Origin of the sequence: Flocculibacter collagenilyticus, from assembly GCF_016469335.1 — a bacterium.
GTDB lineage: Bacteria > Pseudomonadota > Gammaproteobacteria > Enterobacterales > Alteromonadaceae > Flocculibacter > Flocculibacter collagenilyticus.
This window is the reverse complement of the sequence record NZ_CP059888.1, coordinates 2,041,301-2,066,188: the sequence shown is the minus strand read 5'-3', so window position 1 is coordinate 2,066,188 and position 24,888 is coordinate 2,041,301. Positions and strand designations below refer to the sequence as shown.

22 protein-coding genes and 1 pseudogene are annotated in these 24,888 nt (G+C 38.5%); 6 read left to right on the top strand and 17 right to left on the bottom strand.

The features are described from left to right. Nucleotides 1-201: 201 nt before the first annotated feature. The 3 genes from HUU81_RS09165 to gloB form a co-directional block, all read right to left on the bottom strand. Nucleotides 202-681 (bottom strand): hypothetical protein, encoded by a 480-nt coding sequence (locus tag HUU81_RS09165; RefSeq protein WP_199608633.1) that lies wholly within the window; start codon nt 679-681, stop codon nt 202-204. 157 nt (nt 682-838) lie between these two features. After that, a complete protein-coding gene (locus tag HUU81_RS09160; protein ID WP_407644822.1) occupies nt 839-2,518 on the bottom strand; it encodes a lytic transglycosylase in 1,680 nt (559 codons plus the stop codon). Between the two features lie 162 nt (nt 2,519-2,680). Next, on the bottom strand, nt 2,681-3,448 hold the full coding sequence (gene gloB / locus HUU81_RS09155; protein ID WP_199608632.1) for a hydroxyacylglutathione hydrolase: 768 nt from the start codon (nt 3,446-3,448) through the stop codon (nt 2,681-2,683). Nucleotides 3,449-3,505: 57 nt separating this feature from the next. On the opposite strand from gloB, the gene HUU81_RS09150 reads away from it, so the two are divergent. Next, nucleotides 3,506-4,285 carry a class I SAM-dependent methyltransferase gene (locus tag HUU81_RS09150; RefSeq protein ID WP_199608631.1) on the top strand — a complete coding sequence of 260 codons (780 nt, stop codon included), beginning with the start codon at nt 3,506-3,508 and terminating at the stop codon, nt 4,283-4,285. Here HUU81_RS09150 and HUU81_RS09145 read toward each other — a convergent pair. From HUU81_RS09145 to HUU81_RS09135, 3 genes are read right to left on the bottom strand one after another with little or no spacing between them, the layout of a single operon-like run. Next, nucleotides 4,243-5,112 (bottom strand): MBL fold metallo-hydrolase, encoded by an 870-nt coding sequence (locus HUU81_RS09145; protein WP_199608630.1) that lies wholly within the window; start codon nt 5,110-5,112, stop codon nt 4,243-4,245. The two genes, HUU81_RS09150 and HUU81_RS09145, sit on opposite strands and share 43 nt — an antisense overlap. A gap of 8 nt (nt 5,113-5,120) precedes the next feature. Further along, entirely contained in the window at nt 5,121-5,705 is a 585-nt protein-coding gene (gene yfbR / locus HUU81_RS09140; protein ID WP_199608629.1) for a 5'-deoxynucleotidase, read from the bottom strand. Between the two features lie 20 nt (nt 5,706-5,725). Further along, complete coding sequence (locus HUU81_RS09135) at nt 5,726-6,940, bottom strand: pyridoxal phosphate-dependent aminotransferase (RefSeq protein WP_199608628.1); 1,215 nt, start codon at nt 6,938-6,940, stop codon at nt 5,726-5,728. A gap of 353 nt (nt 6,941-7,293) precedes the next feature. Between HUU81_RS09135 and HUU81_RS09130 the strand changes: the two genes are divergently transcribed. After that, on the top strand, nt 7,294-8,082 hold the full coding sequence (locus tag HUU81_RS09130) for a glucosaminidase domain-containing protein (protein WP_199608627.1): 789 nt from the start codon (nt 7,294-7,296) through the stop codon (nt 8,080-8,082). Between the two features lie 122 nt (nt 8,083-8,204). Next, the gene (locus tag HUU81_RS09125; protein ID WP_199608626.1) at nt 8,205-8,885 is read left to right on the top strand and encodes a DUF2987 domain-containing protein; all 681 of its coding nucleotides are present in this window, start codon (nt 8,205-8,207) and stop codon (nt 8,883-8,885) included. A gap of 212 nt (nt 8,886-9,097) precedes the next feature. Here HUU81_RS09125 and ttcA read toward each other — a convergent pair whose 3' ends face one another. Beyond that, a complete protein-coding gene (ttcA, locus tag HUU81_RS09120) occupies nt 9,098-10,027 on the bottom strand; it encodes a tRNA 2-thiocytidine(32) synthetase TtcA (RefSeq protein ID WP_199608625.1) in 930 nt (309 codons plus the stop codon). A gap of 181 nt (nt 10,028-10,208) precedes the next feature. Here ttcA and HUU81_RS09115 point away from each other — a divergent pair. Beyond that, a pseudogene (locus tag HUU81_RS09115) lies at nt 10,209-11,334 on the top strand (ISAs1 family transposase). Between the two features lie 70 nt (nt 11,335-11,404). Here the strand turns inward: HUU81_RS09115 and uspE are convergent. The 10 genes from uspE to ccoN form a co-directional block, all read right to left on the bottom strand. Then, nucleotides 11,405-12,322 carry a universal stress protein UspE gene (gene uspE, locus HUU81_RS09110; RefSeq protein ID WP_199608624.1) on the bottom strand — a complete coding sequence of 306 codons (918 nt, stop codon included), beginning with the start codon at nt 12,320-12,322 and terminating at the stop codon, nt 11,405-11,407. Nucleotides 12,323-12,480: 158 nt separating this feature from the next. Continuing rightward, entirely contained in the window at nt 12,481-13,227 is a 747-nt protein-coding gene (fnr, locus tag HUU81_RS09105) for a fumarate/nitrate reduction transcriptional regulator Fnr (protein WP_199608623.1), read from the bottom strand. A gap of 112 nt (nt 13,228-13,339) precedes the next feature. After that, nucleotides 13,340-14,017 carry a sulfite exporter TauE/SafE family protein gene (locus HUU81_RS09100; RefSeq protein WP_199608622.1) on the bottom strand — a complete coding sequence of 226 codons (678 nt, stop codon included), beginning with the start codon at nt 14,015-14,017 and terminating at the stop codon, nt 13,340-13,342. After that, nucleotides 14,018-14,257, bottom strand: coding sequence for a cbb3-type cytochrome oxidase assembly protein CcoS (gene ccoS / locus HUU81_RS09095; protein WP_199608621.1), 240 nt, complete (start codon nt 14,255-14,257; stop codon nt 14,018-14,020). Further along, complete coding sequence (locus tag HUU81_RS09090) at nt 14,254-16,629, bottom strand: heavy metal translocating P-type ATPase (RefSeq protein WP_199608620.1); 2,376 nt, start codon at nt 16,627-16,629, stop codon at nt 14,254-14,256. The genes ccoS and HUU81_RS09090 overlap by 4 nt, the downstream gene beginning before the upstream one ends. After that, entirely contained in the window at nt 16,629-17,117 is a 489-nt protein-coding gene (locus tag HUU81_RS09085) for a FixH family protein (protein ID WP_199608619.1), read from the bottom strand. Before HUU81_RS09085 ends, HUU81_RS09090 begins: the two co-directional genes overlap by 1 nt. A gap of 127 nt (nt 17,118-17,244) precedes the next feature. Further along, nucleotides 17,245-18,222, bottom strand: coding sequence for a cytochrome-c oxidase, cbb3-type subunit III (gene ccoP, locus HUU81_RS09080; protein WP_199608618.1), 978 nt, complete (start codon nt 18,220-18,222; stop codon nt 17,245-17,247). Continuing rightward, complete coding sequence (locus HUU81_RS09075; protein ID WP_199608617.1) at nt 18,215-18,403, bottom strand: cbb3-type cytochrome oxidase subunit 3; 189 nt, start codon at nt 18,401-18,403, stop codon at nt 18,215-18,217. The genes ccoP and HUU81_RS09075 overlap by 8 nt, the downstream gene beginning before the upstream one ends. A 2-nt stretch (nt 18,404-18,405) precedes the next feature. Beyond that, the gene (gene ccoO / locus HUU81_RS09070) at nt 18,406-19,050 is read right to left on the bottom strand and encodes a cytochrome-c oxidase, cbb3-type subunit II (protein WP_199608616.1); all 645 of its coding nucleotides are present in this window, start codon (nt 19,048-19,050) and stop codon (nt 18,406-18,408) included. 10 nt (nt 19,051-19,060) lie between these two features. After that, nucleotides 19,061-20,488, bottom strand: a complete 1,428-nt coding sequence (gene ccoN, locus HUU81_RS09065; protein WP_199612007.1) for a cytochrome-c oxidase, cbb3-type subunit I — start codon at nt 20,486-20,488, stop codon at nt 19,061-19,063. A gap of 604 nt (nt 20,489-21,092) precedes the next feature. Here ccoN and HUU81_RS09060 point away from each other — a divergent pair. Beyond that, nucleotides 21,093-21,338, top strand: a complete 246-nt coding sequence (locus HUU81_RS09060; protein ID WP_199608615.1) for a hypothetical protein — start codon at nt 21,093-21,095, stop codon at nt 21,336-21,338. Between the two features lie 342 nt (nt 21,339-21,680). Beyond that, nucleotides 21,681-24,878: a peroxidase family protein gene (locus HUU81_RS09055; protein ID WP_199608614.1), complete on the top strand. Its 3,198-nt coding sequence runs from the start codon at nt 21,681-21,683 to the stop codon at nt 24,876-24,878. Nucleotides 24,879-24,888 lie beyond the last annotated feature (10 nt).

The window sequence follows — 24,888 nt, the reverse complement described above, 5'->3', positions numbered from 1 at the left end:
AATGTCTTACGAAGAAATTAGAAGTGATTAAATATAATTCAACATCTGTATTAAATTGATACAGATGAATGCTTTTTTGTACTGAAGTGCAAGATAGAATAAATATTAATAATTAATTCTTTAAAGATAGCTAAAAAGGATAAACGCAAAAATACCGCTCTTATGTGATAAATGTGTTTTTTATGGAAGTTTTTGGGCTACTTAATTATTTAAACCAATATCAGCGGCCATGCCATCAACGGTTATCTTTTTAATGCCATCATCAGAGAACTGAAAATTAATTTGAGCAATTTTATTGGTTAAGAAAAATTTTTGATCGTCTAATTTCAGAGCATAATTGCCCATTTTTGCTATTCCTTTAGGCGTTTTATATAGCTCTATTTTGTGTTTTCCTAACGTCCATTTAAACGTACTAAAATATCCTTTATTGAATTCTTGCACCCAAATATGTTCACTCTTATGCAGAATTAAGCCAATTGAGTATTTTGCGGGAACTTGAGAGGTGCTAAATTCGTTTTTACCTACTTTAAATTTCCCTTTGCTTTTGTTAAACGCAAAGCCGAAATCAATAGGCTTTGTGGTGCCAGTTGGGAAAGTGATTTCACCACTGCCTTTAATATTAAAGTCGGCAACGGCAGGTAAAGTAAACAGCATAATAAATACAATAAAATATTTCTTCATAGTTGAGCTATTCCTGTTTACTTAAATTGACTGAGGTTAAATTAACAGATAGTAAAAGTGAGGATGTAATGCTGAACTTATGAAATAAGCAACAAACCATCCTCTTAACATGAAACTAAGGTTAAAAATAAGTCCTTTAAATATAGTGTAGATTATTTTATGCCTTTGTAACGTTTACATGTAATTTTAACTTCTGACCAGGCTGCAAATACTGCTTAGTGTTTATATTGTTCCATTTAACAATGTCATTCACTTTCACATTAAATTTATTCGCAATTCGTGCTAATGAGTCGCCGCGTCTTACTTTATATGAAATTGTGCGCATGATGGCTTTTTCGGCCTGATGCTTGCTATCTTGTTTCTTCCAAATAACGAGCTTTTGTCCAAGCGACAAAGTGTCGGTTGGCGCCATGCCATTCCACTTAGCTAATGAGCGTAAGTTAACTTTATACTCGCGGCTTATGTCCCATAAAGTATCACCACTTTTTACCGCATGCTCAATTTTGTATGAGCCTGAGCCACGAGATTTAGATTGTGTTGAGGCTAAGCGTTTTTGTGATGATAGGCTGTAATCGTCAAGATCTTTAGCCGCTACAGGAATTAATAAATGATCACCCTTGCGAATTATATTATTTTTGATGCCATTAATCTTTCGGATGATGCTAGGCGTAGTATGAAAACGTTGTGCAATTACCCCTAAACTGTCTCCACCTTTTACTTTATAACGCGTCCAATTTAAACGTTTTTCAGCTGGGGTATTAGGTAGCTTTTCTTTGAAAACTTTTGCATTTTCAATCGGTAATAAAAAACGATGTGGTCCTTCAGGATCGGTAGCCCATTGGTTATAACCGGAATTTAAGCCATATAATTCACCTACTTCCATGTTAGCCATTTCTGCTGCCAGAGCTAAGTCTATTTGACTGCCTACATCGATAATCTCTAAGTAAGGCTTATTAGGAATTGACTTCCAAACAATACCAAACTCTTCATCTCGTTTTAACAGGTCAGCAAGGGCGAGTAATTTCGGAACATACGCAATGGTTTCTTTAGGTAAATCGAGTGACCAAAAATCTGTGGGTAAGTGGCGTTTTTTATTACGCTTGATTGCTCGAAGAACACGACCTTCACCCGAGTTGTAAGCAGCAATCGCATTCAACCAATCGCCTTCTAGGGTTTTATGTAAAAAAGATAAATAGTCTAGTGCTGCTATGGTTGCTGCGTATGCATCGCGACGCCCGTCATACCACCAATTTTGCTTTAAACCGAAACGTTTGCCGGTTTCAGGAACAAACTGCCACATACCAGAAGCTCTTCCATGCGAATAGGCGAATGGGTCAAAGGCACTTTCAACAATTGGTAATAAAGCTAGCTCTATAGGCATGTTTCGCTTTTCAATTTCTTCAACAATCATGAAAAGAAAAGGTCTTGCACGTTTAGAAATACGATCAAGATAACTTTGGTGTTTGTTATACCAGTTGCGTTGTGTAACAACTTGCCTATTTTGTGGCACATTAAGCGACAGTTGAAATTGAATGCGCTTCCATAAATCATCGAATGCTTCAGGGGATTCGGCGTCGTCAATTTCAATATTTTTGTCATGTAATAGTGCATCTATTGTAAGTGCATTGATTACGTCTGAAGTTGTCGCAATACTGTTGTCGTGCATCACTTTATTAGCAGGTGCGACAACTGTGTATGATTTGTCATCTTGTGGTTTTGATGATGTTTCAAGCGCGTCATTATCATGAAGATTAAATAAGCTGGTTGACTCGCAACCAGAGAACATAAAAGTCGATGAAAATAATAATGACGTTAATAATAAACGGTTAGCGTTCATAAATTTTCCGTTTTTAATACAATTAACAGGTTAAGTATCTATACAGTTTGTTATTTTTATATCGTACGTGCGCAGCAAGGCATGAGAAAAATATCACCGTATTGATTTTTATTCGGCCGCGAATTATTACACATTTTAGTCTGTTTAACAGGGGGAAGATGATTAAAAATTATCCTTCCACTTTCGTGTGGCGGCAAAAACAGCTATTTCAGAGTTCAGCTCATGCCCAGTGTGTTGCTCACAGTGTTCTTTAATGCTTGATATAGCCGATCTTAAAAAAGGGTTAATTTCTTTTTCTAACTTAATATTTGAAGGTAATGTAGGCACTTCTTTGTTTCGTAATTCAACCACTTGGTCACGATAATCACTTAATGCAGCGTTATTAGGCTCAACAGCAAGAGCAAACATTAAATTAGCTTTGGTGTATTCGTGGGTGCAATAAACTTTTGTGGAATCTGGTAATTGAGTCAGCTTCGTTAAAGAATGGTGCATCTGTTCTGGAGTACCTTCGAAGAGGCGGCCGCACCCCCCTGAAAATAAAGTATCGCCACAAAATAAATTTGTAGAATCAAAATAGGCGATGTGATCAAGGGTGTGGCCAGGCACTTCAAGGATTTTAAACGATGCCTCAATACTTTTTATTTCAATCTCATCATGCTCTTTTAAACGATGAGTTAAACCATCAATGCTAGGGTTGTACGGCCCATAAACGGTAATGCCGGGATAAGCAGTCAGAAGCGCTTCAATTCCATCGGTGTGATCCCAGTGATGATGCGTAACTAAAATGGCTGTTAGGGTTAATTGCTCTTCTTGTAAAAATTGCAGCACAGGTTTTGCATCACCTGGGTCAACAACAACTGCATTATTGTTATTAATTAAACACCAAATATAGTTGTCAGAAAATGCAGCGATTGGAATTACTTGATACATTGGTGGTCACCCTATAACCTTTAAATTATTAAAAAGTATATCTTTAGCGTGTAGTGAATGAAACCAGCTCTGAGTTATTTAGAAAAAATCCATAATTTTTCTGTTCCAATTGATTGGCAGGAATTTCCGCATGGTGAAGAAATTGCTACTCAAATAGAAGAGCGACTTAAGCCTTGGCTGCCAAGAATGTTTGGCTATCATTTAATTAAATTGGGTGGTTTAAGCTGCCAGTTAGACACAAGTGAGTGTCCTATAAAACATCAAGTTGGGTTATCTGAAACTGATTTAAAGGCAGGCGTAATTTGTGAAATTGATGATTTACCTTTAGCTGAGCATAGCGTTGACGCCGCTTTACTTGCGCAATGCATTGAATATTACCCAGATCCACACCATATTTTAAGAGAAGTGCATAGAGTACTTTTACCTGGTGGTTACATCATTATTACTGCATTTAATCCTTTTAGCTTAAGTGGCGCAGTAAAGTGGCTGCCATATTATAAAAATAAGTTACCGTGGTCTGGGCGTTATTTTTCAGCAGGACGTGTGAAAGATTGGTTAAATTTATTGGGATTTGAAGTATTAAGTGATGAGCGCTTTATCTATTCTACACTGTCGCGTCATTCTTCTTTATCGCAGCACAAAGCGTGGCGTCGTTTTTGTGAAAAATATATGGGACCTTTGGGCTCGGTCTATATGATAGTGGCAAGAAAGCGTGTGTTGCCGCTAACCCCAATTAAGCCAAGGTGGAAAGTAAAGCCGCAGTTTAACCCTGCTGTAAAAGGCGCAACTTTCCATCACTCTCCACGAGGAGTGAAAAGAGGTAATTTAATAAAGTAATTTCCTTGCTCGTCTTGTGGTGGTAGCTTTCCTGCATTGATATTTAGTTGAATTGCGATGGTTTGTAGCTCTGGCACAGCCAGCGTGCTATCTCGCTTTTCTCTTTTTTCAATAAATTCATCTTCAGTGGTACACGCATTAACATGTATATTCGAGCGTTTTTGCTGATGAACCGTTGTTTTGTATGCTAGTTCACGGTTGTTAGGTTGGTAGTCATGGCAAACCCAAATTGTGGTGTTATCGGGTAATGAATAGATGTTTTGAATGGAATGATATAACGTAGCAGCACTGCCCGCGGGAAAGTCACACCTTGCGGTACCTGCGTCAGGCATAAACAGTGTGTCACCCACAAATAAGTTATCTTCAATAAGATAACTAACGCTATCGCTAGTATGACCGGGAGAGTTTACGACCTTGATGAAAATATTTCCAAGCTTAAGCGATTGCCCATGCGTAAGCAGTGCATCAAACTGACTACCATCGGCATTAAACCAGTCATCTAAATTAAACTTAGTTTTAAATATTTGCTGAACTTCTTTTATCCCTTCACCAATTGCCACCTTTCCGCCAAGTTTGCTTTTTATATATTGAGCAGAGCTAATATGATCAGCATGGGCATGAGTTTCAAGCAGCCAAACTAACGTGAGGTTGTTGGCTTTTATGTGATGAATAAGTGCGTTACTAAAGTCGGTGCTTAGGTGCCCTGAAGGAGCGTCAAAATCGTAACAGGGATCAATGATGGCGGTTGCTAAAGTATCTGTACACGTGACGATATAGCTGAGTGTCGCGCTTTGCGGGTGATAAAAGCTATTAACATGTACCGCCATGATTATCCTTAACTAATTTCATCTAACGTTAATGAAAAACTAGGTATAAATACATCAATAAAGTAATTTACTTCGGGTGAGTCGTAATTTCTTAAGATGTTCTCTAACCGTTTTTTAGCCACTTCAAATTCATGATTGCCCGCGGTTAATTCTTCAAGTGTTTTTATGTATGCACATAATGTATCTGCTGCTTTAACAATCAGCTTTTCTTCTTTGCTAAATGTTTCGTCGTCAATTAAGTCGACGAAATCGTTTTTTAATTCTTCTGGTAACATTTGAAGTAAGCGTTGCTCAGCCGCTTTCTCTATTTTCTTATATTCTTTGGCTATTTCAGCATTGTAATATTTTACTGGGGTCGGCAAGTCGCCTGTAATCACTTCAGACACATCGTGATAGAGCCCGAGTGTAGAAATGCGATCAGGGTTTACATTACCGTTAAATAGCCGATTGCTAATTAACGCCAATGCATGAGCGACAGTTGCCACCTGATGACTATGTTCTTGTACATTTTCGTCAATCACATTTCGCATTAACGGCCAACGCTTAATTAAGCGAAGGCGGCTAAGGTGAGCAAAAAAATGGCTTTGTTTCATGTTCAATTATCTGTGTTGTTCTATTGTGAATAGTTAGCTAAGAAAGATTCTAGTGCATCTAGGGCTTGAGTGAGCTCGTCTAGGCGCGGCAAGAAAACTAACCTAAAATGATCTGGTTGATGCCAATTAAATCCTTTTCCGTGTACAAGTAATATTTTTTTGTCACGCAATAGATCTAAAATAAATTGTTCATCGTCTTTAATATTAAACTTTTTAGTATCTATTTTTGGAAATAGATACATTGCGCCTTTTGGTCTTACACAACTTAATCCGTCTATCGCATTAATTCTGTTATAGGCGTAATCCATTTGCTCGTATAATCTTCCGCCTTCAACAACCAGCTCATTGATACTTTGATAGCCGCCAAGTGCAGTTTGTATCGCATGCTGACACGGCACATTCGCACAGAGTCGCATTGAGGCCAACATGTCGATGCCATCAATATAATCTTGCGCAAGGTAACGCGGACCCGAAATTGCCATCCAGCCAGCTCTAAACCCTGCAATTCGGTAATTTTTTGATAATCCGCTAAAGGTAAGCACTAATACATCATCACACAAGGTGGCAGTAGTGGTATGCGTTGCCTTATCAAATAAAACTTTGTCGTATATTTCATCACTAAAGATGATTAAATTATGTTCCCGGGCAAGTGCAATAATTTCTTCTAATAATTCGTCTGAATATACCGCACCAGTAGGATTATTTGGGTTAATAATGACGATAGCTTTAGTATGTTTGGTTATTTTCTTTTTAATATCGTCGATATCTGGAAACCAATCAGCTTGTTCGTCACACACATAATGGACAGCTTTACCTCCAGATAAATTGACCGCGGCGGTCCATAGCGGATAATCAGGAGATGGAATAAGCACTTCATCATTGTTATCTAATAATGCCTGTAAAGACATAACGATAAGCTCACTCACACCATTACCAATATAAATATCATCTACTTCAAGCGAGTTAAGCCCTTTCTGTTGGTAGTACTGCATTACTGCAACTCTAGCAGAGTAGATACCTGCGGCATCACAATAACCTTGTGAAGATGCTAGGTTATGAATCACATCTTTAACAATATGATCAGGGGCTTCGAACCCAAACGGGGCAGGGTTGCCAATGTTCAGCTTAAGTACTTTATGGCCTTCATCTTCAAGGCGTTTAGCTTCTTTTAAAACAGGTCCGCGAATGTCATAACATACATCATTTAGCTTTCGGGATTTTGTGATTTTTTTCATAATACTTATCGTTTCTCATTCGGTCATAGGTGTGTGCGAAGACCGATAACAGCAGGTTTTATCGTTTATTATTTAGTAATGTGACAAATTTTGTTAAGATTGCGCGCTTATTGCCCAAGCCTTATACCCATTTTGATAATTGGTACGTATAAGTCTTTTGAAATAGCAAAATTAGCATTATCTGAAGAGTAACCTAGTATTAATGGTATTGAAACTATACCAACGACAATAATTACTAAAATTATACTTAGAAAAACTTTTGAAGATGCGCTGCTGATAAATTTATACATTTAAAAAGGATTCCAAAATTGAAGCAAGTTGAGTCTTTATTTAAGAGGTTGATAAGAGTATTAATGTTTGTAGTTGTGTTATCGGCATTTATGTTTCCGTTTATCGAGATTAAAGAAGGTGCATTAGCATTTAAATCTCATGTGCCTTATCCGTACATTGAACAAGTGGAAATCCCAAAGCCATTAAATATTAAAACGTTGCCAAATTTTGCAACGATAAGAGACGTGAAAGAGAAAAAACGAGCGTTTTTTAACTTTCTAAAGCCTATGGTAAAAAGACAAAACCTAATTACTAAAGATACCCGCCAAAAGTTAAAAATACTCAAATACAAACTATCTAGTGGTGTTCAATTGCGCCAATTTGAAATTGATAAATTTTACGAAATTGCTAAAACATATAAAGTTAAAAAACCAAAACCTACTTTAGAATATGTTGAACAGCTTCTTCGCCGAGTTGATGTTATTCCACAAGAAATTGTACTCATGCAGGCAGCAAATGAAAGCGCGTGGGGCACATCAAGATTTGCCAAACAAGGCTTGAATCTATTTGGGCAATGGTGTTACCGACCAGGCTGCGGCATTGTGCCAACAGGCAGACCAGATGATAAAACCTACGAAGTCGCAAAATACAATACTATTGACGAAAGTGTTAGACGCTATTTTATAAATCTAAACACAAATATGGCCTATAAAGGCTTAAGAGATAAACGTGCTGAGTTAAGAGCGGCAAACGAAAAACTTAAAGCAACAGAGCTTGTTAAAGGATTAACGTCTTATTCTTCACGCGGTAATGCGTACGTAGAAGAAATTACACAAATGATAAGAACAAATAAGTCGTATTTAGTAAACTAGTCCTCAGTTTAAATATTACTGCGTCATCGCACTACTATATGCGATGACACAATGTAATATTGTCAATGTATACAACAATCACTTAAAGAAAATCATCCAATAAAGAATCAAAAGAAATCACCATGTTTAAACTTACAATGATAACCACACTAATGTGTGCCAGTTTTATTGGTACTGCCGCCGAAATGAGCTTATCTTATGATGGATTTTATGACAGGTTAAAAACGGTTAATAAAACCGAGTATAACGATGTAACCATGGGTTTTTACCTGTTAAACAAAGAAACCAAGCAACGTTGTAAGATTAAATCTGGAAATATATACACAGAAAAAACAACTTCGCCTTTAATGTTTGAAAATGGTGAATTATTCCCTCCATTTAATAAAGACTTAGATTCAAACAAAGGCGTAGTGGTTGTAGATACGGAAGAACCTTATGGAAAATGTGTATTACAAATGCAGATTAAGTCAGACATCAATACTGCAACAAAGGATGAGAATAAGGATGAGAATAAGGATGAAAATGTAACGGTTGATAAAGCCCGTTTATTAAACATTTATGAGCAGCAAGATGAACTGCTAGATGACTTAGCCGGCATGATGTCTTTTTTAATGCCTAATATGTCAGGCGTTACGCTAGTGTTTGATGATGCGATCACCACTACAAATTTAGCTAAGCTTGAAAACAATACTTTCATATGCAAAGAGAATCGTTGTTCAATTTTAATAGACGATATTAAGAAGCTTCCCCAAACACAGACATTTGCGGATGTTAGCTATGTGGTTCCGTATATTAAGAAGTAATTAGGTTCAGCTTTACAAAACGGATAGATTGTTTTTAATCCTTTTTTACTTATTAAAAATAGCAATAAATTTAATAAGGTAAAAATACGTTTTTATTTTAAATGACTGTGGGCACTTCATGCTGTAAGCGCAGCCTGAGGAAGTGGGCAAGAGATACTCGATACGGGCCGCTTTAATACAAAGGGCCCGGTCTATTGATTGAGAAAGTCTATCTAGCACAACTCTATTGTTTTAATAACATCACTAGATTCCAGTGTATTCGTTTGGGAAGATACTTCATCTAAACCAACAGGCACTTTTGGGATGTCTGGTGCGTCAAATGCGACGTCGCCGCCTTCTTTATCTTCAGTGCTTAGTGTTTTAAAGTCGAATAATGACGTGTCAGCTAAGTGCGACGGTACAATGTTTTGCATTGCTTTATACATTGTCTCGATACGACCCGGGAATTGTTTGTCCCAGTCGTTTAGCATTTGTTTTATAACTTTTCGCTGTAAATTTTCTTGCGAGCCACATAGGTTACACGGAATGATCGGAAAACCTTTTAATTGTGAAAATGTGGCGATGTCTTTTTCTTTACAATAAGCCAAAGGACGAATAACCACGTGCTCGTTATTGTCGCTTTTTAACTTTGGCGGCATTGATTTCATTTTTCCGCCGTAGAACATGTTTAAAAATAAGGTTTCGAGCATGTCATCGCGATGATGGCCAAGTGCTATTTTTGTTGCACCTATTTTTTTAGCAGTCGTATAAAGAATTCCTCTACGCAAACGAGAACATAGTGAACAAGTGGTTTTGCCAGGCTCAATCTTATCGACAACAATGGAATAGGTGTCTTCTTCAATAATTTGATAATCAACGCCAATACTATCTAGGTATTCAGGGAGGACGTGCTCAGGAAATCCGGGTTGCTTTTGATCTAAATTAACGGCAACTATATCAAACGAAATAGGGGCGCTTGCTTGTAAATTACGCAATATTTCAAGCATGGTGTAGCTGTCTTTACCACCTGAAAGGCAAACCATAACTTTGTCGCCTTCTTCAATCATGTTGAAGTCTGCAATTGCTTGGCCTACATTGCGGCGCAACCGCTTTTGTAGTTTGTTAAAGTTATACTGTTCTTTGGCTTGTTTAGCATGTGACATCTAGGTAACCACCACTAGTTAGATCATCGTTTAAAAGGCGGCATATTATATAGTTTGATCTGATGATTAGCAAAATGAAAGGGAGTGTGTGCAGCACCTATACAGGGCAAGATCATTATAAATTGAACTAAATGATAGTTTCATGATCAGAGCGGGAAATAATAACTACAGGTTTCCTAGCATGACCAACAACTTCATCACTTACTTTTCCATCATAGAAGACCCGCGAATAGACCGTTGTAAAAAGCATGAGTTGATAGATATTTTATTTTTATCTATCTGTGCCGTGCTATCAGGCGCAGAAGGCTGGGAAGATATCGAAGATTTCGGACATGTAAAAATTGACTGGTTAAAGCGTTATCTCCCCTTTGCAAATGGTATTCCCAAGCATGACACCATAGCCCGAGTAATGAGCCGTTTAGACCCTGTAGCCATTCAAACCAGCTTTATCAATTGGGTAAATGAAATCGCCGAGCAAGTGGATGGCGAAGTTATCGCCATTGATGGAAAAGCCGCTCGTAGAAGCTTCACAACCAAAGACAGAAAGAACCCGTTGCATATGGTCAGTGCATGGAGTTGTGGCAATGGTCTGGTACTAGGACAACAAAAAGTAGATGATAAATCCAATGAGATAACAGCCATCCCCAAGCTGCTGGATTTACTTGATGTAAAAGGTGCAACCGTTACGTTAGACGCCATGGGATGTCAGCACGCAATTACAAAGAAAATTCAATCCAAAGGTGCTGATTACGTCATTGCACTAAAAGGCAATCAAAGTACACTCAATGAAGAGGTTCAAGCATGGTTTCATAAGTGCCACAGAGAAAAACTCGCTAACACAGCTCATAGTATTTATGAGCACATTGACAGCGGCCATGGTCGAATAGAAGAAAGAACGTGTACCCAATTGGAAATTGATAACATTGGATAACCAATTGATAATGAAAACTGGAGCAGTATTCAAACGGTTCAGTGTAGAATCTAAGCGTCATATTGGAGATAAAATGACTTCCGAAACGCGTTATTACATCAGCTCATTAGGACTAAATGCAGAACGATTAAATGGCATAATTCGCAATCACTGGGGCGTTGAAAACTGCTTACACTGGACGCTAGATATGACATTCCATGAAGACGATTCACGTATTAGGCGGGGCAATGCAGCTGAAGTCATGAATGCATTTAGAAAATTGGCGTTGAATATTGTGAAAACAGATACAACGAAAAAAGCCAGCATGAAACGAAAGCTAAAAATGGCGGCATTAGATGATGATTTTAGAGCCGAGTTACTTCTGAGGGGAAATTAAAATGCTCTTGCCCTGAGCACCTATATGAATAGGTGCTTGATTTAAGGAATATTACAGAATAAATTTTGTATTAAGTATTGTAGCCCACGGGTTTTAGCGCTAATACATCGCAGTGTAAGCTATCAATCACGTGCTCAGCGGTATTACCGATTAATGCTGCTGATAATCCCGTCCTACCAATCGTACCCATAACGACTAGCTCCGCATCTATTTGTTTTGATACATGAGGTATTACATCCTCGGGTAAACCTTCTACAACATGAGTATTTTCAATAGGGATGTTGTTGAGTGTCGCGAGCTTTTCTACCGCGCTAATATGATGGTGTTTCATTGATGCGTTATATTCTTGAGGATCGAATTCGGGAATTTCAATTGCAATATTTACGGGTGTTCCTGGGTATGAATTTACGAGATGCACTTTGGCGCCGATGATATCTGCCAAATGCTGTGCTTCTTCAATAATTTTACTGTTAAGTGATTGATGCGCATCTTCTTCAGAGCCAGCATTAACTGCCGCTAGAATATTACCGTTTGCTGGCCATGCGTGCTCTTTTACTAATAATACTGGGCAAGGACACTTACGTAGAATATTCCAATCAGTAGGTGTGAAAATAACCGACTTTAATGTGTCGTGCTGATGGGTGCCTTTAACGACGAGGTTATAACCATGTTCTTTTACTTGTTCAATAATGGCTTCGTAAGGTCGGTTATGCCATACCACTTTAATATCTATTTCGCTGGGATCGACGGAAAGGGTAGAAAAAAGTTCATGTATCCACTCTTCACGGTCGGTGATCACTGCTTGTCGCATTGACTCTCTTTCATCAGAAGAGAGCATAGTAGTCATTTCATACGAAAAATCGTAAATAGACAGGAATACGGTTAGTTTGCACGGGTGCTTTTGTGAAAATTCTATTGCTCTTAGTAGGGCTTTTTGTTCCTCTGATGTGGGATCGAGTACCACAAGAAGATTGCTTAATTTTTCCATTACTTACCTCCGACAAAAAACTACATTTACTTATAATCATGTTAACAAGTGTAGTTAATCATAGAGCGTTTGATAAATAAAATATTGTGTTAGATCAAACTATTTAAGCGAACATTAAATTCAACTGCGCCAGCGGAGTGGCACAGCGTTAAACGTTGCTAAATCTCACAATGTGGGGATATGCCCGAAATGGCGGTAAGTTGTTCGTAGTTTATGATGCTAATTAATTTACCATCAACAGTAATCACATTCGATTTTTGTAATTTACTTAGCAGCCTGCTAATTGTTTCTACCGTTAAGCCTAAATAGTTACCTATTTCAGAGCGTGTCATGGTTAGTCTAAATTGTTTATCAGAAAATCCTCGGGCTGCAAAACGTTTAGATAAATTGGTTAAGAAAGCTGCTAATCGTTCTTCTGCTGTTTTTTTATTAAGTAACATTAATAGAGTTTGGTCGTTTTGAATTTCACCACTCATTAAGCGCATAATTTGCTGCCTAAGCTTTACCATATCGCCTGATAGTTTACTTAAAATTTCGTAAGGGATTTCGCACACCATAGATGTTTCTAGGGCTTCTGCGAAGCTTTGGTGCTTATTTTCAGCTATGGCATCGAAACCAATAATATCGCCAGGTAAGTGGAATGCGGTAATTTGTTCGTCGCCACTTACAGTATTGATATACGACTTAAACGAACCAGAGCGAATAGCATAAATTGACTTCATGGGCTCACCGGCTGCAAATATATACTGACCTTTTTGATAAGGCTTTTTGCGTTCAATAATGTCATCTAACTTGGTTAGTTCGTCGTCCGACAACGAAAAAGGTAAGCATAATTCGCTAATACTACAGTTTTGGCAATTTACGCTTATTTTTTTCGCTTTTGCATGAGAGGTGTTAGATTCCATATAGCCGTCCTACTAAAAATACATACTTGTTGGCAGAGTTTTGGGCGAATAGCTTGAGTAAAATAAACAAAGCGATATTGTTAACATCTATAGACTCAAAACAGCGGCAAGATTAAAGCAGAAGTTGATTTACATCAAGTAAAATAAGGGCGGTGCCCCACATAATTAAAATAACGCCCGCTATACTTCTATAAAGCGGTTTAGCAAGTAATTGATTTAGTTGACCACTGAAATAGCCTAAACCTAAAACCGCGGGTAATGTACCTAAACCAAAACCAAGCATAATAGTTGCGCCACCGTAACTTGAACCCGTTGTTAACGACCAAGTGAGCGTGCTGTATACCAGTCCACAAGGTAACCATCCCCAAATTGCACCATACAAAAAAGCACGCGGATAACTTTTTACAGGCACCACATACTTATTTAGCTTTTTTATAATGCGCCACAAGGGTTTACCTGCTTTTTCTAACATAAGTAAGCCAGACCACCACTTAGCGATGTATAACCCTACTAAGATAAGAAATAAGCTAGATAAAAAGCGCAGGTGTATTACAGCGTTGTCTGAAAATGTAAGTATTGATGCGCTAAAAGCACCAACAATTGTGCCAGCAACAATATAACTGATGATCCTGCCGAAGTTATAAAGTAAAAGGTAAGGGGTGGGGTGTTTACCAGCGGGAATCGCAAAACTTAGCGCATTAACAACGCCACCACACATGCCAACACAATGCGCACCACCCAATAAACCAATAACAAAGGCGCTGATAAAAAGTTGAATAAAGTCTGTCATTTAGCTTTTATGGTTGGTGTCAATTTTATTGGTAGTGTCATTTTTATTATTGGCAATGATTGTAACGTTGTGATCCGTATTTTCTTGATTAGTTTTTTTTACGTCGTCATCAAATAAAATAGAGTAGCCTTGCTTATCTAAGTCATTAAACTGGTTAGACTTTACTGCCCAACGAAAAATAAATATGGCGACAACTACAAAAATGATTGCGATTGGAATTAATAAATATATTACGCTCATACTTTTGCTAGCCTTAGTGAGTTTATTACAACGATAAGAGAGCTACCCGACATGCCGATAACAGCTAACCAAGGCGGTAAATTACCAGAGATAGCAATTGGTAGTATGACTAAATTGTAACCTAATGCCCACGCTAAATTTTGTTTTATTACACGATAGGTAAAGTGGGTTTTCTTAATTAGCTGGCTTAAGCCGCTAAGATCATTTTTAGTTAAAATAACATCGGCAGTTGATTTAGCAATATCTGCACCGCTATTCATTGCAATAGATAAGTGACTAGCGTTAAACACAGGACTGTCGTTTATCCCATCGCCAATCATACCTACAATAGCACCTTGCTGGGTAAGCTGCTCTATCTCGTGTACTTTATCGACAGGGGTGCAGCCTTTTTTAATCGTATTAATGTGAAGTGTGTTTGCTACTTGTTCAGCAGCCATACTGTTATCACCTGTTAAAACTAACGGTTCGATATGTTGTTCACTAAGTTGCGCGATGGTTTGGGGAGCATTTTCTCGAAGTATATCAGTGAACTTAAAATAAGCGATTGGCTGGTCGTTAATGGTTAGTACAGATTGAAAGTCTTCATACGCAGTACTTTTATGTTTGCCGAAATACAGCGTGTCTGCATTATGGTTACCAGTGATACCATAACCTGCAACGACCGCAATATTTGTTACCTCTGTTTTATCAATATGTGCAAAGGCTTTTGCAATTGGGTGTTCGGAGTAGGCCTCTAAACCTGCGGCTAAACTTAATACCGCTGTTTTACTGTATTTTGGTTCAATGCATTCGACATGCTCAATGGCAAACTCACCTTGTGTTAATGTGCCCGTTTTATCAAAAGCAAAGTGAGTTAATTTTCTAACCGTTTCAAATACATGATCTTTTTTTATGATGATGCCAGAGCGGGTTAATGATGCAATTGCCCCAGTAAGCGCTGTTGGGGTCGCTAAACTTAATGCACAAGGACAGGTCGCCACTAAAACGGAAATGGTAATCCAAAAAGCATGCGGATTATCGTTATGCGTCCAATAAAAATAGGTCAGTGTCGCAATCGTAAGCAAAATTAGTGTAAACCATTGTGCTACGAGGTCGGTTAGCTTTGAAACGGAAGGGCGACTGAGTAATGTTTTATCTTGTAAGGCAATGATTGAATTGATGCGGTTGTTTTCAAAGCGCTGTAAAACCTTAGCTGTGATTACACCGTCATGATTAACGGTACCTGCAAACACAGTGTCCTTTTCTTGCTTAGTAACAGGTGCATGTTCCCCGGTCATCATTGCTTCATTGACTGATGTAATGCCGGTAATAATTTCAGCATCAGCAGGAATGATTTCACCTGCTTTAACTAATATAACGTCGTTAATATTAAGTTTTTTTGCGGGAATATTAGTTGTTTGATTGTTTTGCAATAACCTAGCGTTAATAGGGATGTATTTTAACAAGTTTACCGAAAACTCTGTCGCTCTCATTCTTGCTCTGAATTCTAGGTATTTACCTAGTAAAAGTAAGAAGGTGAACATACAAATGGATTCAAAATACACTTCGCCTGTGTTATTAACGGTTGCCACAGCTGAGGCAGTATACGCGCCATAAATTGCAATGCTAACAGGCACTTCCATATTTAGAGACTTGCGTTTTAATGCATTAAACGCTTGATGAAGAAAGGGAAAAGCTGAATAAAAAATAACAGGGGTTGACAGTATTAAGCTTATCCATTGCAAGTAATCTTGGTGAGATTGCTCAATTCCTTCGAACACCCCAAAATACAATGCAAATGCAAGCATCATCACTTGCATTGTCATTATGCCAGCAACACCTAAACGCACAATATAGTTTTTGTTTTCTTGATTGCGCTTTTGCTCTTCGTCGTCTGGGTTGAATGGCAACGCTTGGTAACCGATACGGTGTATGTTTTTTAAAATATCACTTAGTGATAACTGGCGCGTATCCCACGTTACACTTGCGCGTAAACTTGTAGAATTCACATTAACTTGAGTCACACCGTTTAGTTTATTTAAATCTCGCTCAATTAACCAAGCGCATGCTGCACAGGTCATCCCTTCAATCGATAATACAACTGATTTAAGATGCGTTTCCTTTGAATGGTCTAAATCAACTAAAAAATCTTGTTGAAAGTCATTATCATCAAAGGTATCTAACAAACTATTTAAGTCGTCAGACAATCCTTCTGCCTTTAATGCACTGTCGGTGCGAAAGGTGTAGTAATCTTCCAGCCCGTTTTCTAGGATTTCGTTCGTTACTGCTTCACAGCCATAGCAGCATACGGGTTGTAATTCTTCTTTAAATCGAATGAAGACATTAAATTCATTAGGAACGTCTTCATTACAATGGAAACACTTGCTACTCATTATTTTGGCTCAAATACGATAGTGTCTTTTCTTGGTAAAGCAACGCGTTGTCGTAATTTCCAAACATCATCATGCGGAGATAGGGTTACATCCCAAGCACCCGTAATGGGCTGCTCTAATTGATGGCGATATGTGCCATGTGCATCAGACGTGAGTAGTAATGAAAAATCTTTATTAGCTAGAGTAGGGTGATAGAAAGCAACTTTTAGTGCTGAAATCGGTTGTCTTGGAACTTTAGTAAAGTTAACGGCTAGCTCCGAGTCTGAAATTGCAAGTGCCATCGAAATACCCATCTTTTCAGCTTGATGGTATTTGCTTAAATCGAGGTTAATCGCTTTGCCCTTTTTGTAATATTCATCAACCACCATTTCAGGTGACTTATCAAGCGCAATGAATAACGTAATGATACCGGCAACAACTGCTGTGAGCGGTAAGATAATGATAAACCATGGCCAAAATTGCTTATACCAAATGGGAGACTTGTTCATACAACCTAATGTTCCTAACGGGGAAGAAATGCTAAGGGTGAATTTTAAAGAGTTAGTGCAGATATATCTATCAAAAAAGCCCCAAAAATGGGGCTTTTTATATTATTTACACATTTTAAACTGTAAATTAATTTTCTTTGCTTTCTGGGTTAGACAAGCGGTAAACATAAGCAGTAAGAATATGTACTTTATCTTCACCTAAAATGTCTTTCCATGCAGGCATTACACCATTACGGCCATTTTCAAGCGTTGCTTCAATTGCGCCTGCTGAGCCACCATATAACCAAATATTATCAGTTAAGTCTGGTGCACCCATTGGTAGATTATTAGCGAGGCTTCCTTTACCGTCCATACCATGACATGCAGCACACATCGCAAACTTTGCTTTACCAGCAGCGGCATCTTTGTCATTAACTTTACGGCCACTTAAACTTAGTACATAAGCGGTCATATGTTTAACGCCATCTTCGCCTAATGCAGCACCCCACGGTGGCATTGCCGCTTTACGACCATACAATAATGTTTCTTTGATCTGAGCAGGTGTTCCACCGTATAACCAGTCTTTATCCGTTAAGTCTGGGAAGCCAGTTTGGCCACGCGCATCAGAACCATGACACTGCGAGCAGTTTTGAATAAACAAGCGTTGACCCACTTTAAGCGCATCAGTGTCGTAAGCCAAATCCAAAATATCACGTTTTGCAAATTGTTCGAAAACCGGGCCAAAACGCTCTTCAGCTTTAACATTTTCAACGTCTAACTGAACATATTTACCTTCAGCGCGGTTCGTTTCAACTGCTTGTGCAGACTCTGCAAGTGACTTGATGCCTTGGTTTGAAGACGTCCATTTAAATAAGCCTTCCCATGTACCCATGCCCGGCATGAATATCAAGTAGATAGCACTCCAAATGAACACAACGAAGAACATGTAAGTCCACCATTTAGGTAGCGGGTTATTAAGTTCTTCAATGCCATCAAAGGTGTGGCCCATTGATTCGCCTTCTTCAACATGTGTGTAGTTTTTCAAATTCCACACTAGTAGTCCAAAACAGACGACTAAACATGCCAACGTTAAAACAATTATCCATCCACTCCAAAAACTAGTCATTTTCTGACTCCTGTTTATCTTTCGCTACTGCCTTTTTGTGCTTATCCTCGTCGTCAAACACGAGATTGGCAGCTTCATCGAACTCATTTTTTCTTCTTTTGCTATAAGCCCAAACAGCAATAGCGATAAAAAGTACCAATAAAACCAGCGTAAAAACGCCTCTGAAAGTTCCGTAATCCATAATTACTTAAGGTGTGTACCTAGTTGTTGTAAATATGCAATTAACGCTTCCATTTCAGTTTTACCTGCAACTGCTGCTTTCGCATTGGCAATATCTTCTTGCGAATACAGAGGAATATAATTACCAGCTTCGTCTTTATGTGTACGACCTTCAGTTAGTCGATTAAATACTTCAAACTTTTTAGCAGTTAGCTCGCCATCTAATACATTTTCAGCTAACCAAGGGAAAGCAGGCATATTAGATTCAGGTACTACAGAGCGTGGATCGTATAAGTGTGCATAATGCCAATCGTCAGAATAACGCTGGCCAACACGTGCCAAATCAGGGCCAGTACGTTTAGAGCCCCAAAGGAAAGGGTGCTCCCAAACATGCTCACCAGCAACAGAGTAGTGACCATAGCGCTCTACTTCTGCACGGAATGGACGGATCATTTGGCTGTGACAGTTATTACAACCTTCGCGGATATAGATATCGCGACCTTCCATTTCAAGGGCTGTTAATGGCTTAAGACCATCGATTGGCTCGTTAGTATCTTTTTGGAACATAAGTGGTGTGATTTCCACTAATGTTCCAAAGCTAATCGCAATCACAGTAAAGATTGCGATCAAACCAGCATTTTTTTCAATTATTTCGTGATGATTTTTCATTACTTACTCCTTACGCTGGTTGTAATTCGGCTTTCAATGTGCCCTTTTCAGAGGCAATTGTGCGGAACATATTGTAAGCCATAAGCAGCATACCTGTAACGATGAAGCAACCACCTAAGAAACGTACAAAGTAGAACGGGTACGATGCTTGTAAACTTTCAACAAAGCTGTACGTTAATGTGCCATCGCTGTTTACAGCACGCCACATTAGGCCTTGCATTACACCTGAAATCCACATTGCAACGATGTATAAAACTACGCCAACAGTGTGTAACCAGAAGTGTGTGTTAATAAGTTTGTGGCTATACATACGGCCTTGACCAAATAAAGGTGGAATAAGGTGATAAACAGCACCAATTGAAATCATTGCTACCCAACCTAGTGCACCAGAGTGCACATGGCCTACGGTCCAATCAGTGTAATGAGAAAGTGCATTTACTGATTTGATTGCCATCATTGGGCCTTCAAATGTAGACATGCCGTAGAAAGAAAGAGAAACAATTAAGAAACGTAGAATAGGGTCGTGGCGTAATTTACCCCAAGCACCAGAAAGAGTCATGATACCGTTGATCATGCCGCCCCAGCTTGGTAAGAATAAGATTACTGACATCACCATACCTAATGACTGCGTCCAGTCTGGTAACGCTGTGTAGTGCAAGTGGTGAGGACCAGCCCAGATGTAAAGAGACGTTAGTGCCCAGAAGTGAACCACTGATAAGCGGTATGAATAAACAGGACGACCCGCTTGCTTTGGTACAAAGTAGTACATCATACCTAAGAAACCAGCTGTTAAAAGGAACCCAACTGCGTTATGGCCATACCACCACTGTATCATTGCATCTACTGCACCTGAATACATGGAGTAAGACTTAGTTAATGAAACAGGAATCGCCATGCTGTTTACAATATGAAGTACAGCAACGGTAATAATGAAGCCGCCATAGAACCAGTTTGCTACATATATGTGGCTAACTTTACGGATCATCATAGTCCCGAAAAAGTTAACTAAATATGCAACCCATACGACAGCGATTAAGATATCAATTGGCCACTCAAGCTCTGCATATTCTTTACTTGACGTTAAGCCCATTGGTAGCGTTATTGCTGCAGCAACAATGACTGCTTGCCATCCCCAAAACGTAAATGAAGATAAGAAGTTGGAGAATAGTCGCACCTGACAAGTTCGTTGCACTACATAGTATGAAGTAGCAAATAATGCACTTGTACCAAATGCAAAAATAACTGCATTTGTGTGTAAAGGTCGTAGTCTAGAATAGGTTAGCCAAGGTGTATTGAAGTTAAGCTCTGGCCAAAATAGCTGAGCTGCAATTAATACACCAATTGACATTCCCACGATACCCCAGATTACTGTCATGACAGTAAACTGACGAACAACTGTATAGTTGTAATTACTTTCTGTTGTTGCTGATTGGCTCATGTTACGTTCCGCTGCAATATAGATTGCGTTAGTCATTCCCATTTACTTATTCTTATTATTTAAAGGTGCACCTAAGTAACGTTTTAGTGTTAAGCATGATGGCTTAACAAAGTGACGACTTGATGATCTGATGCATCTTTAATTAGCTTGAATGATAAATGGCCCTACAAAGTTTTAATTTGGTTTTACGCTTGCACTTGTAAAACACAGAATTAGCCTATATTTTGGGCGTGGATAATAATGTTTTTGCCATAAAAAAGATAGCGATAACCTTTAAAAATATAAGTATATTCAACTAAGTGGTCATATTCCGTACAGCTCATGGTGGTTTGCAAAAATTTATTCACGTACAATGCGTTTTTTATTTTTGCACCCGTCGCTATCCATGCTTACAAAACTAAAAAGTAGTCCCAGCCTGAAACTTGTTTTATCACTTATATTTTTGAGTTTAGTTGTCGCTATTAGCCATTACTATCAACAAATTAAGTACAAGAGTAGACCAAATATAAGTAAAGAGGTATGTGATATAGGTCAAACAAACTGTTTTTTACCCCCGAATTCTTTACTTTCTATCTTTCCTACCTACATTCCTGTGGAAGAAGAATTGACTATCGCGTTTAAATCTAAAGAAATAATTTCAGCAAAAGGCAAGATAGAAGGTGCCAGCATGTATATGGGACATATTCCCTTAGTGTTTGATACTAATGAAGAGACCGGCTTAGTTGAGGCTAAAACGTTTTTAGGTGCATGCAGTGACCCTGATATGCGTTGGCAGATTTCAATTGAATATCAAACGGTATCGGGCAAAACGGTGCAATGGTCCAGTCAATTTAAATCATCTCCACTGTAATCTCACTTTTTAACACCATTCTTTAACGCCACTCTGTAACACGGTGCTGTAATTGGATTCTATTTAACAGGATAAATTTAAAATTTGAATAATCATTATTATTAAACTATACCTTAGATGAAGGATGTAATTTGATGCTAATGATTAGCAATAACACTACCTCGTATTATTTCACCTCGTTAATTTGTCTTGGCACTGAAGAGCGTTTATTTCTAATTATCAGTGTACTTTCTGTTACATCGTCATTTTAGCAACGTTAACCTTGCGTCTTCCGTGGCGAGTGACTTACCGCTTTAACAAAGTACCAGCCGTATGGAAACGTAAATTACTGTAGGTGACAAAATGGAATTTAAACAAAGGCTAGTAAATGATAAGGCGCACTGTGCAATTTTAAACCCTATCTTGCTAGGGGTGATTGTGGCGTTGTCTGGTTGTGGCGATAACAACAACACCAGTAAAAGTGCAACTACAAATAAAACCAACCAAAGTACTTTAAAATGTAGTACTACCAAAGAAATAGCGTCTGCAATAAAGCAATTAAAAGCGGATCATAACGATCAGAACTCTCGATTTCTTGGCTCACCTACAACTATTAACGCCATTGTGTGTCGAGGCGGTAGTGTCGAAAAAAGCCAGTCTAATCCTTGGGTAGACTGGGGGCACTATTATGCAACAGGCGACTTATCCAGCACTTATGAAGGCCGAGATAAGTCTCCTGATCTGTTCTCAATAAGACTAGAAAAAGATGCGACAACCAATTTAGATAAATTAATGTCGCATAATTTTAAAGGCGTAACCGGCGCATTACTTGATTTAGAAGTACAGCGCATGGAGCTAATTAACCTTAACTTATTTGATAATTACACCTACGAAACTTATGTAAAAGGGCAAGGAAAAACATTAGGCAGAAATATTAAAAAGTGGCCGGAAATGCAGTTTAGCGGCATTCAACTTCAAAAATACAGTGATGACATTGTTTTAGAAAATGGCGAGCAAACCTGTGGAATAAACCTGATTACTCACCGCACAACGGAAGGGATATGTAATGATTTGTATAATCCTAAAATGGGTTCAACAAACACCTTATTTGCTCGTAATGTAAATTTTGATGCGACTTATCCTGACTTGTCGCAATCAGAAATGGTGAAAAACCGCCATGGTAACCGCCTTGCATCCATACTCCATCCAAATCCACAAATTATTAGTTACGAATTATTTAATCGTGATGCAATGGTTGGCGCGACTAAGAATGAACAATGTAACTCAGGCTATGGCGTTATTTTAGAACCAAGCAAAAACGGTAAACCGCCTACCTATTCCTCTGATGCCAATTGTAGTTATGCCAAAGCGCCATTTTTTAATGTGATTGCTGCATTTTGGATCCAGTTTATGACACACGACTGGTTTGCGCACTTAAAAGAAGGACACAACGAGAAAGGCACAAAGCGTGATGCAGGATGCAGCGACAATGTATCTAAGGAAACAGGCTGTAGCCCAAAATTTGCGCCTGAACGCGTGCTAATAGAAGATGATTCAGGTGAAAAAACATTTTCTCATAACAAAAGGCAATATATTGCACGCTCTGCAAAAACCACCAGCAATTTGAATTCAGCTTGGTGGGATGCCTCACAAATTTATGGCTTTGATGACACATCATTTAATCGTGTTATTCGAAGCACGCAAAACTCAGACGGTGCAAAGTTAAAGTTGGTAGCAAGAAATAACTTTAATGCTTCAACCAATCAGTCAGTGCTAACTGCTGAAGGTTACTTACCTGCCATTGATTCATGCAAAGATTGTAAATTTCCTCCGCATTGGAGAGGGCAAGAGTCAGCAGCATTTCCTGATAACTGGAACATAGGATTAAGCTTTCTACATAATCTGTTTGTACGAGAACATAACAGTTTTGTTGATGCCTTCAGGCTGATGCAAAAACTGAATGGCAATAAAGATTCTGGGATCGTTAATAAAAACGATATTAGCAAAACCAAAACCTATGCCGAGATAACAGATGACGAGTTATTTGAAATCGCACGTTTGGTGGTGTCGGCAGAAATTGCAAAAATACATACTATCGAGTGGACGACACAATTACTTTATAACGAACCGCTTTATCGTGGAATGAACTCTAATTGGTACGGCTTATTCAATGTCATCGAGAAAGAATCTGACAAAAAGCTGCTTAATAAAGTCATAGGTAAAAAAGAGTCATTTACTACCTTATTATCGAATAGGGTAGGTAATTTAGAGCGAATAACAAAAGCAAATGAACTGTATTCTGCTTTAGTGTCGGCGGTTGGTATTTTTGGCATTGGCAATGATATGGAGTTCAATAAAGATGGATTGATGCGCCCTAAAGGTAAGTGGAGCATCGACAATATTGAACACGTTAATGGTGGTGTAAATCATTTTGGTTCACCGTTTAACTTTCCTGAAGAATTTGTTTCGGTGTATCGACTACATCCACTCGTACCAGACTTAATAGACTTTAGAGGAGACTTAACCAACTTAAATCAAATTACACAAAAAATCCCTGTAGTAAATACCATTCGCGGACAGGCGACACAAGAAATGCATCGCGGTATTGAACAGTGGGGAGCGAGTATGGGTAGGCAGCGATTAGGTATTTTGGCATTGAATAATCACCCTCGCTTTTTGCAAAACCTCGCTATGCCACATTTGGGCAAAGATGCCACGCTAGATATTGTGGCATTAGACATCCTTCGCGACCGGGAACGTGGTATTCCAAAGTTTAATGAATTGCGTAGGCAAATTGGTTTAAAGTCCTTAACTTCATTTGATGACTTTATTAATGAAGATGCTACAGGGGATGATTTAACGCAGCAGCAAACCGTGGTTAAAAAGCTTAGAAAGCTTTATGGAACGCATACCTGCGACAAATCTAAAATAATTACTAATGTACAAACTAACCGCGCTATTTATGCCAAAGCACATTATCAAGCAGCATTTGGTGATCAAGGAAAGAATGATTTTATTGATGATTGCTTAGGTCATGCAGATGGAACAGAAGTCGATAATATTGAAGATTTAGACTTAGTGGTGGGATGGTTGGCTGAGAGTACTCGGCCACATGGTTTTGCTATTTCTGAAACGCAATTTCATATTTTTATTATTAATGCGTCACGCCGATTATTTAGTGATCGCTTTTTTACCTCAAGCTTTAGGCCTGAATTTTACTCTCACTTTGGTATTGATTGGGTAAATAATAACGGCCCCTTAGATAAAACGTTAAATAATCATTTAACAAATACACTAGGTTGGAATGAGTGCGGTGCGCCATTTAGCATCGAAAAATTAGGTCGAAAAATTGCCTGTATGGAGCCTGTAACAAGCAATGGCCATTTAGTTGAAGTATCGCCAATGAAGCGTATTTTAATGCGTAACATTCCAGCATTACGAGATGAATTAATTCCAGTTATTAATGCGTTTGACCCGTGGAATAGAGACAGAGGCTTGTATTACTCACTTGAGTGGACACCTCGAAAAGGAGCTGAAAATGATCCTGCATTTAATGAATAAGCCTCTTATT

What these genes read in the sequence shown, in the direction of transcription:
- HUU81_RS09135 (WP_199608628.1), bottom strand. Translation starts at nt 6,940, where the DNA reads ATGAAAAAAATCACAAAATCCCGAAAGCTAAATGATGTATGTTATGAC.
- ccoO (WP_199608616.1), bottom strand. Translation starts at nt 19,050, where the DNA reads ATGAAAAATCATCACGAAATAATTGAAAAAAATGCTGGTTTGATCGCA.
- uspE (WP_199608624.1), bottom strand. Translation starts at nt 12,322, where the DNA reads ATGGAAAAATTAAGCAATCTTCTTGTGGTACTCGATCCCACATCAGAG.
- yfbR (WP_199608629.1), bottom strand. Translation starts at nt 5,705, where the DNA reads ATGAAACAAAGCCATTTTTTTGCTCACCTTAGCCGCCTTCGCTTAATT.
- HUU81_RS09090 (WP_199608620.1), bottom strand. Translation starts at nt 16,629, where the DNA reads ATGAGTAGCAAGTGTTTCCATTGTAATGAAGACGTTCCTAATGAATTT.
- ccoP (WP_199608618.1), bottom strand. Translation starts at nt 18,222, where the DNA reads ATGACTAGTTTTTGGAGTGGATGGATAATTGTTTTAACGTTGGCATGT.
- HUU81_RS09125 (WP_199608626.1), top strand. Translation starts at nt 8,205, where the DNA reads ATGTTTAAACTTACAATGATAACCACACTAATGTGTGCCAGTTTTATT.
- fnr (WP_199608623.1), bottom strand. Translation starts at nt 13,227, where the DNA reads ATGGAATCTAACACCTCTCATGCAAAAGCGAAAAAAATAAGCGTAAAT.
- ttcA (WP_199608625.1), bottom strand. Translation starts at nt 10,027, where the DNA reads ATGTCACATGCTAAACAAGCCAAAGAACAGTATAACTTTAACAAACTA.
- HUU81_RS09145 (WP_199608630.1), bottom strand. Translation starts at nt 5,112, where the DNA reads ATGGCGGTACATGTTAATAGCTTTTATCACCCGCAAAGCGCGACACTC.
- HUU81_RS09100 (WP_199608622.1), bottom strand. Translation starts at nt 14,017, where the DNA reads ATGACAGACTTTATTCAACTTTTTATCAGCGCCTTTGTTATTGGTTTA.
- HUU81_RS09150 (WP_199608631.1), top strand. Translation starts at nt 3,506, where the DNA reads ATGAAACCAGCTCTGAGTTATTTAGAAAAAATCCATAATTTTTCTGTT.
- HUU81_RS09075 (WP_199608617.1), bottom strand. Translation starts at nt 18,403, where the DNA reads ATGGATTACGGAACTTTCAGAGGCGTTTTTACGCTGGTTTTATTGGTA.
- gloB (WP_199608632.1), bottom strand. Translation starts at nt 3,448, where the DNA reads ATGTATCAAGTAATTCCAATCGCTGCATTTTCTGACAACTATATTTGG.
- ccoN (WP_199612007.1), bottom strand. Translation starts at nt 20,488, where the DNA reads ATGAGCCAATCAGCAACAACAGAAAGTAATTACAACTATACAGTTGTT.
- HUU81_RS09160 (WP_407644822.1), bottom strand. Translation starts at nt 2,518, where the DNA reads ATGAACGCTAACCGTTTATTATTAACGTCATTATTATTTTCATCGACT.
- HUU81_RS09165 (WP_199608633.1), bottom strand. Translation starts at nt 681, where the DNA reads ATGAAGAAATATTTTATTGTATTTATTATGCTGTTTACTTTACCTGCC.
- ccoS (WP_199608621.1), bottom strand. Translation starts at nt 14,257, where the DNA reads ATGAGCGTAATATATTTATTAATTCCAATCGCAATCATTTTTGTAGTT.
- HUU81_RS09085 (WP_199608619.1), bottom strand. Translation starts at nt 17,117, where the DNA reads ATGAACAAGTCTCCCATTTGGTATAAGCAATTTTGGCCATGGTTTATC.
- HUU81_RS09130 (WP_199608627.1), top strand. Translation starts at nt 7,294, where the DNA reads ATGTTTGTAGTTGTGTTATCGGCATTTATGTTTCCGTTTATCGAGATT.
- HUU81_RS09055 (WP_199608614.1), top strand. Translation starts at nt 21,681, where the DNA reads ATGGAATTTAAACAAAGGCTAGTAAATGATAAGGCGCACTGTGCAATT.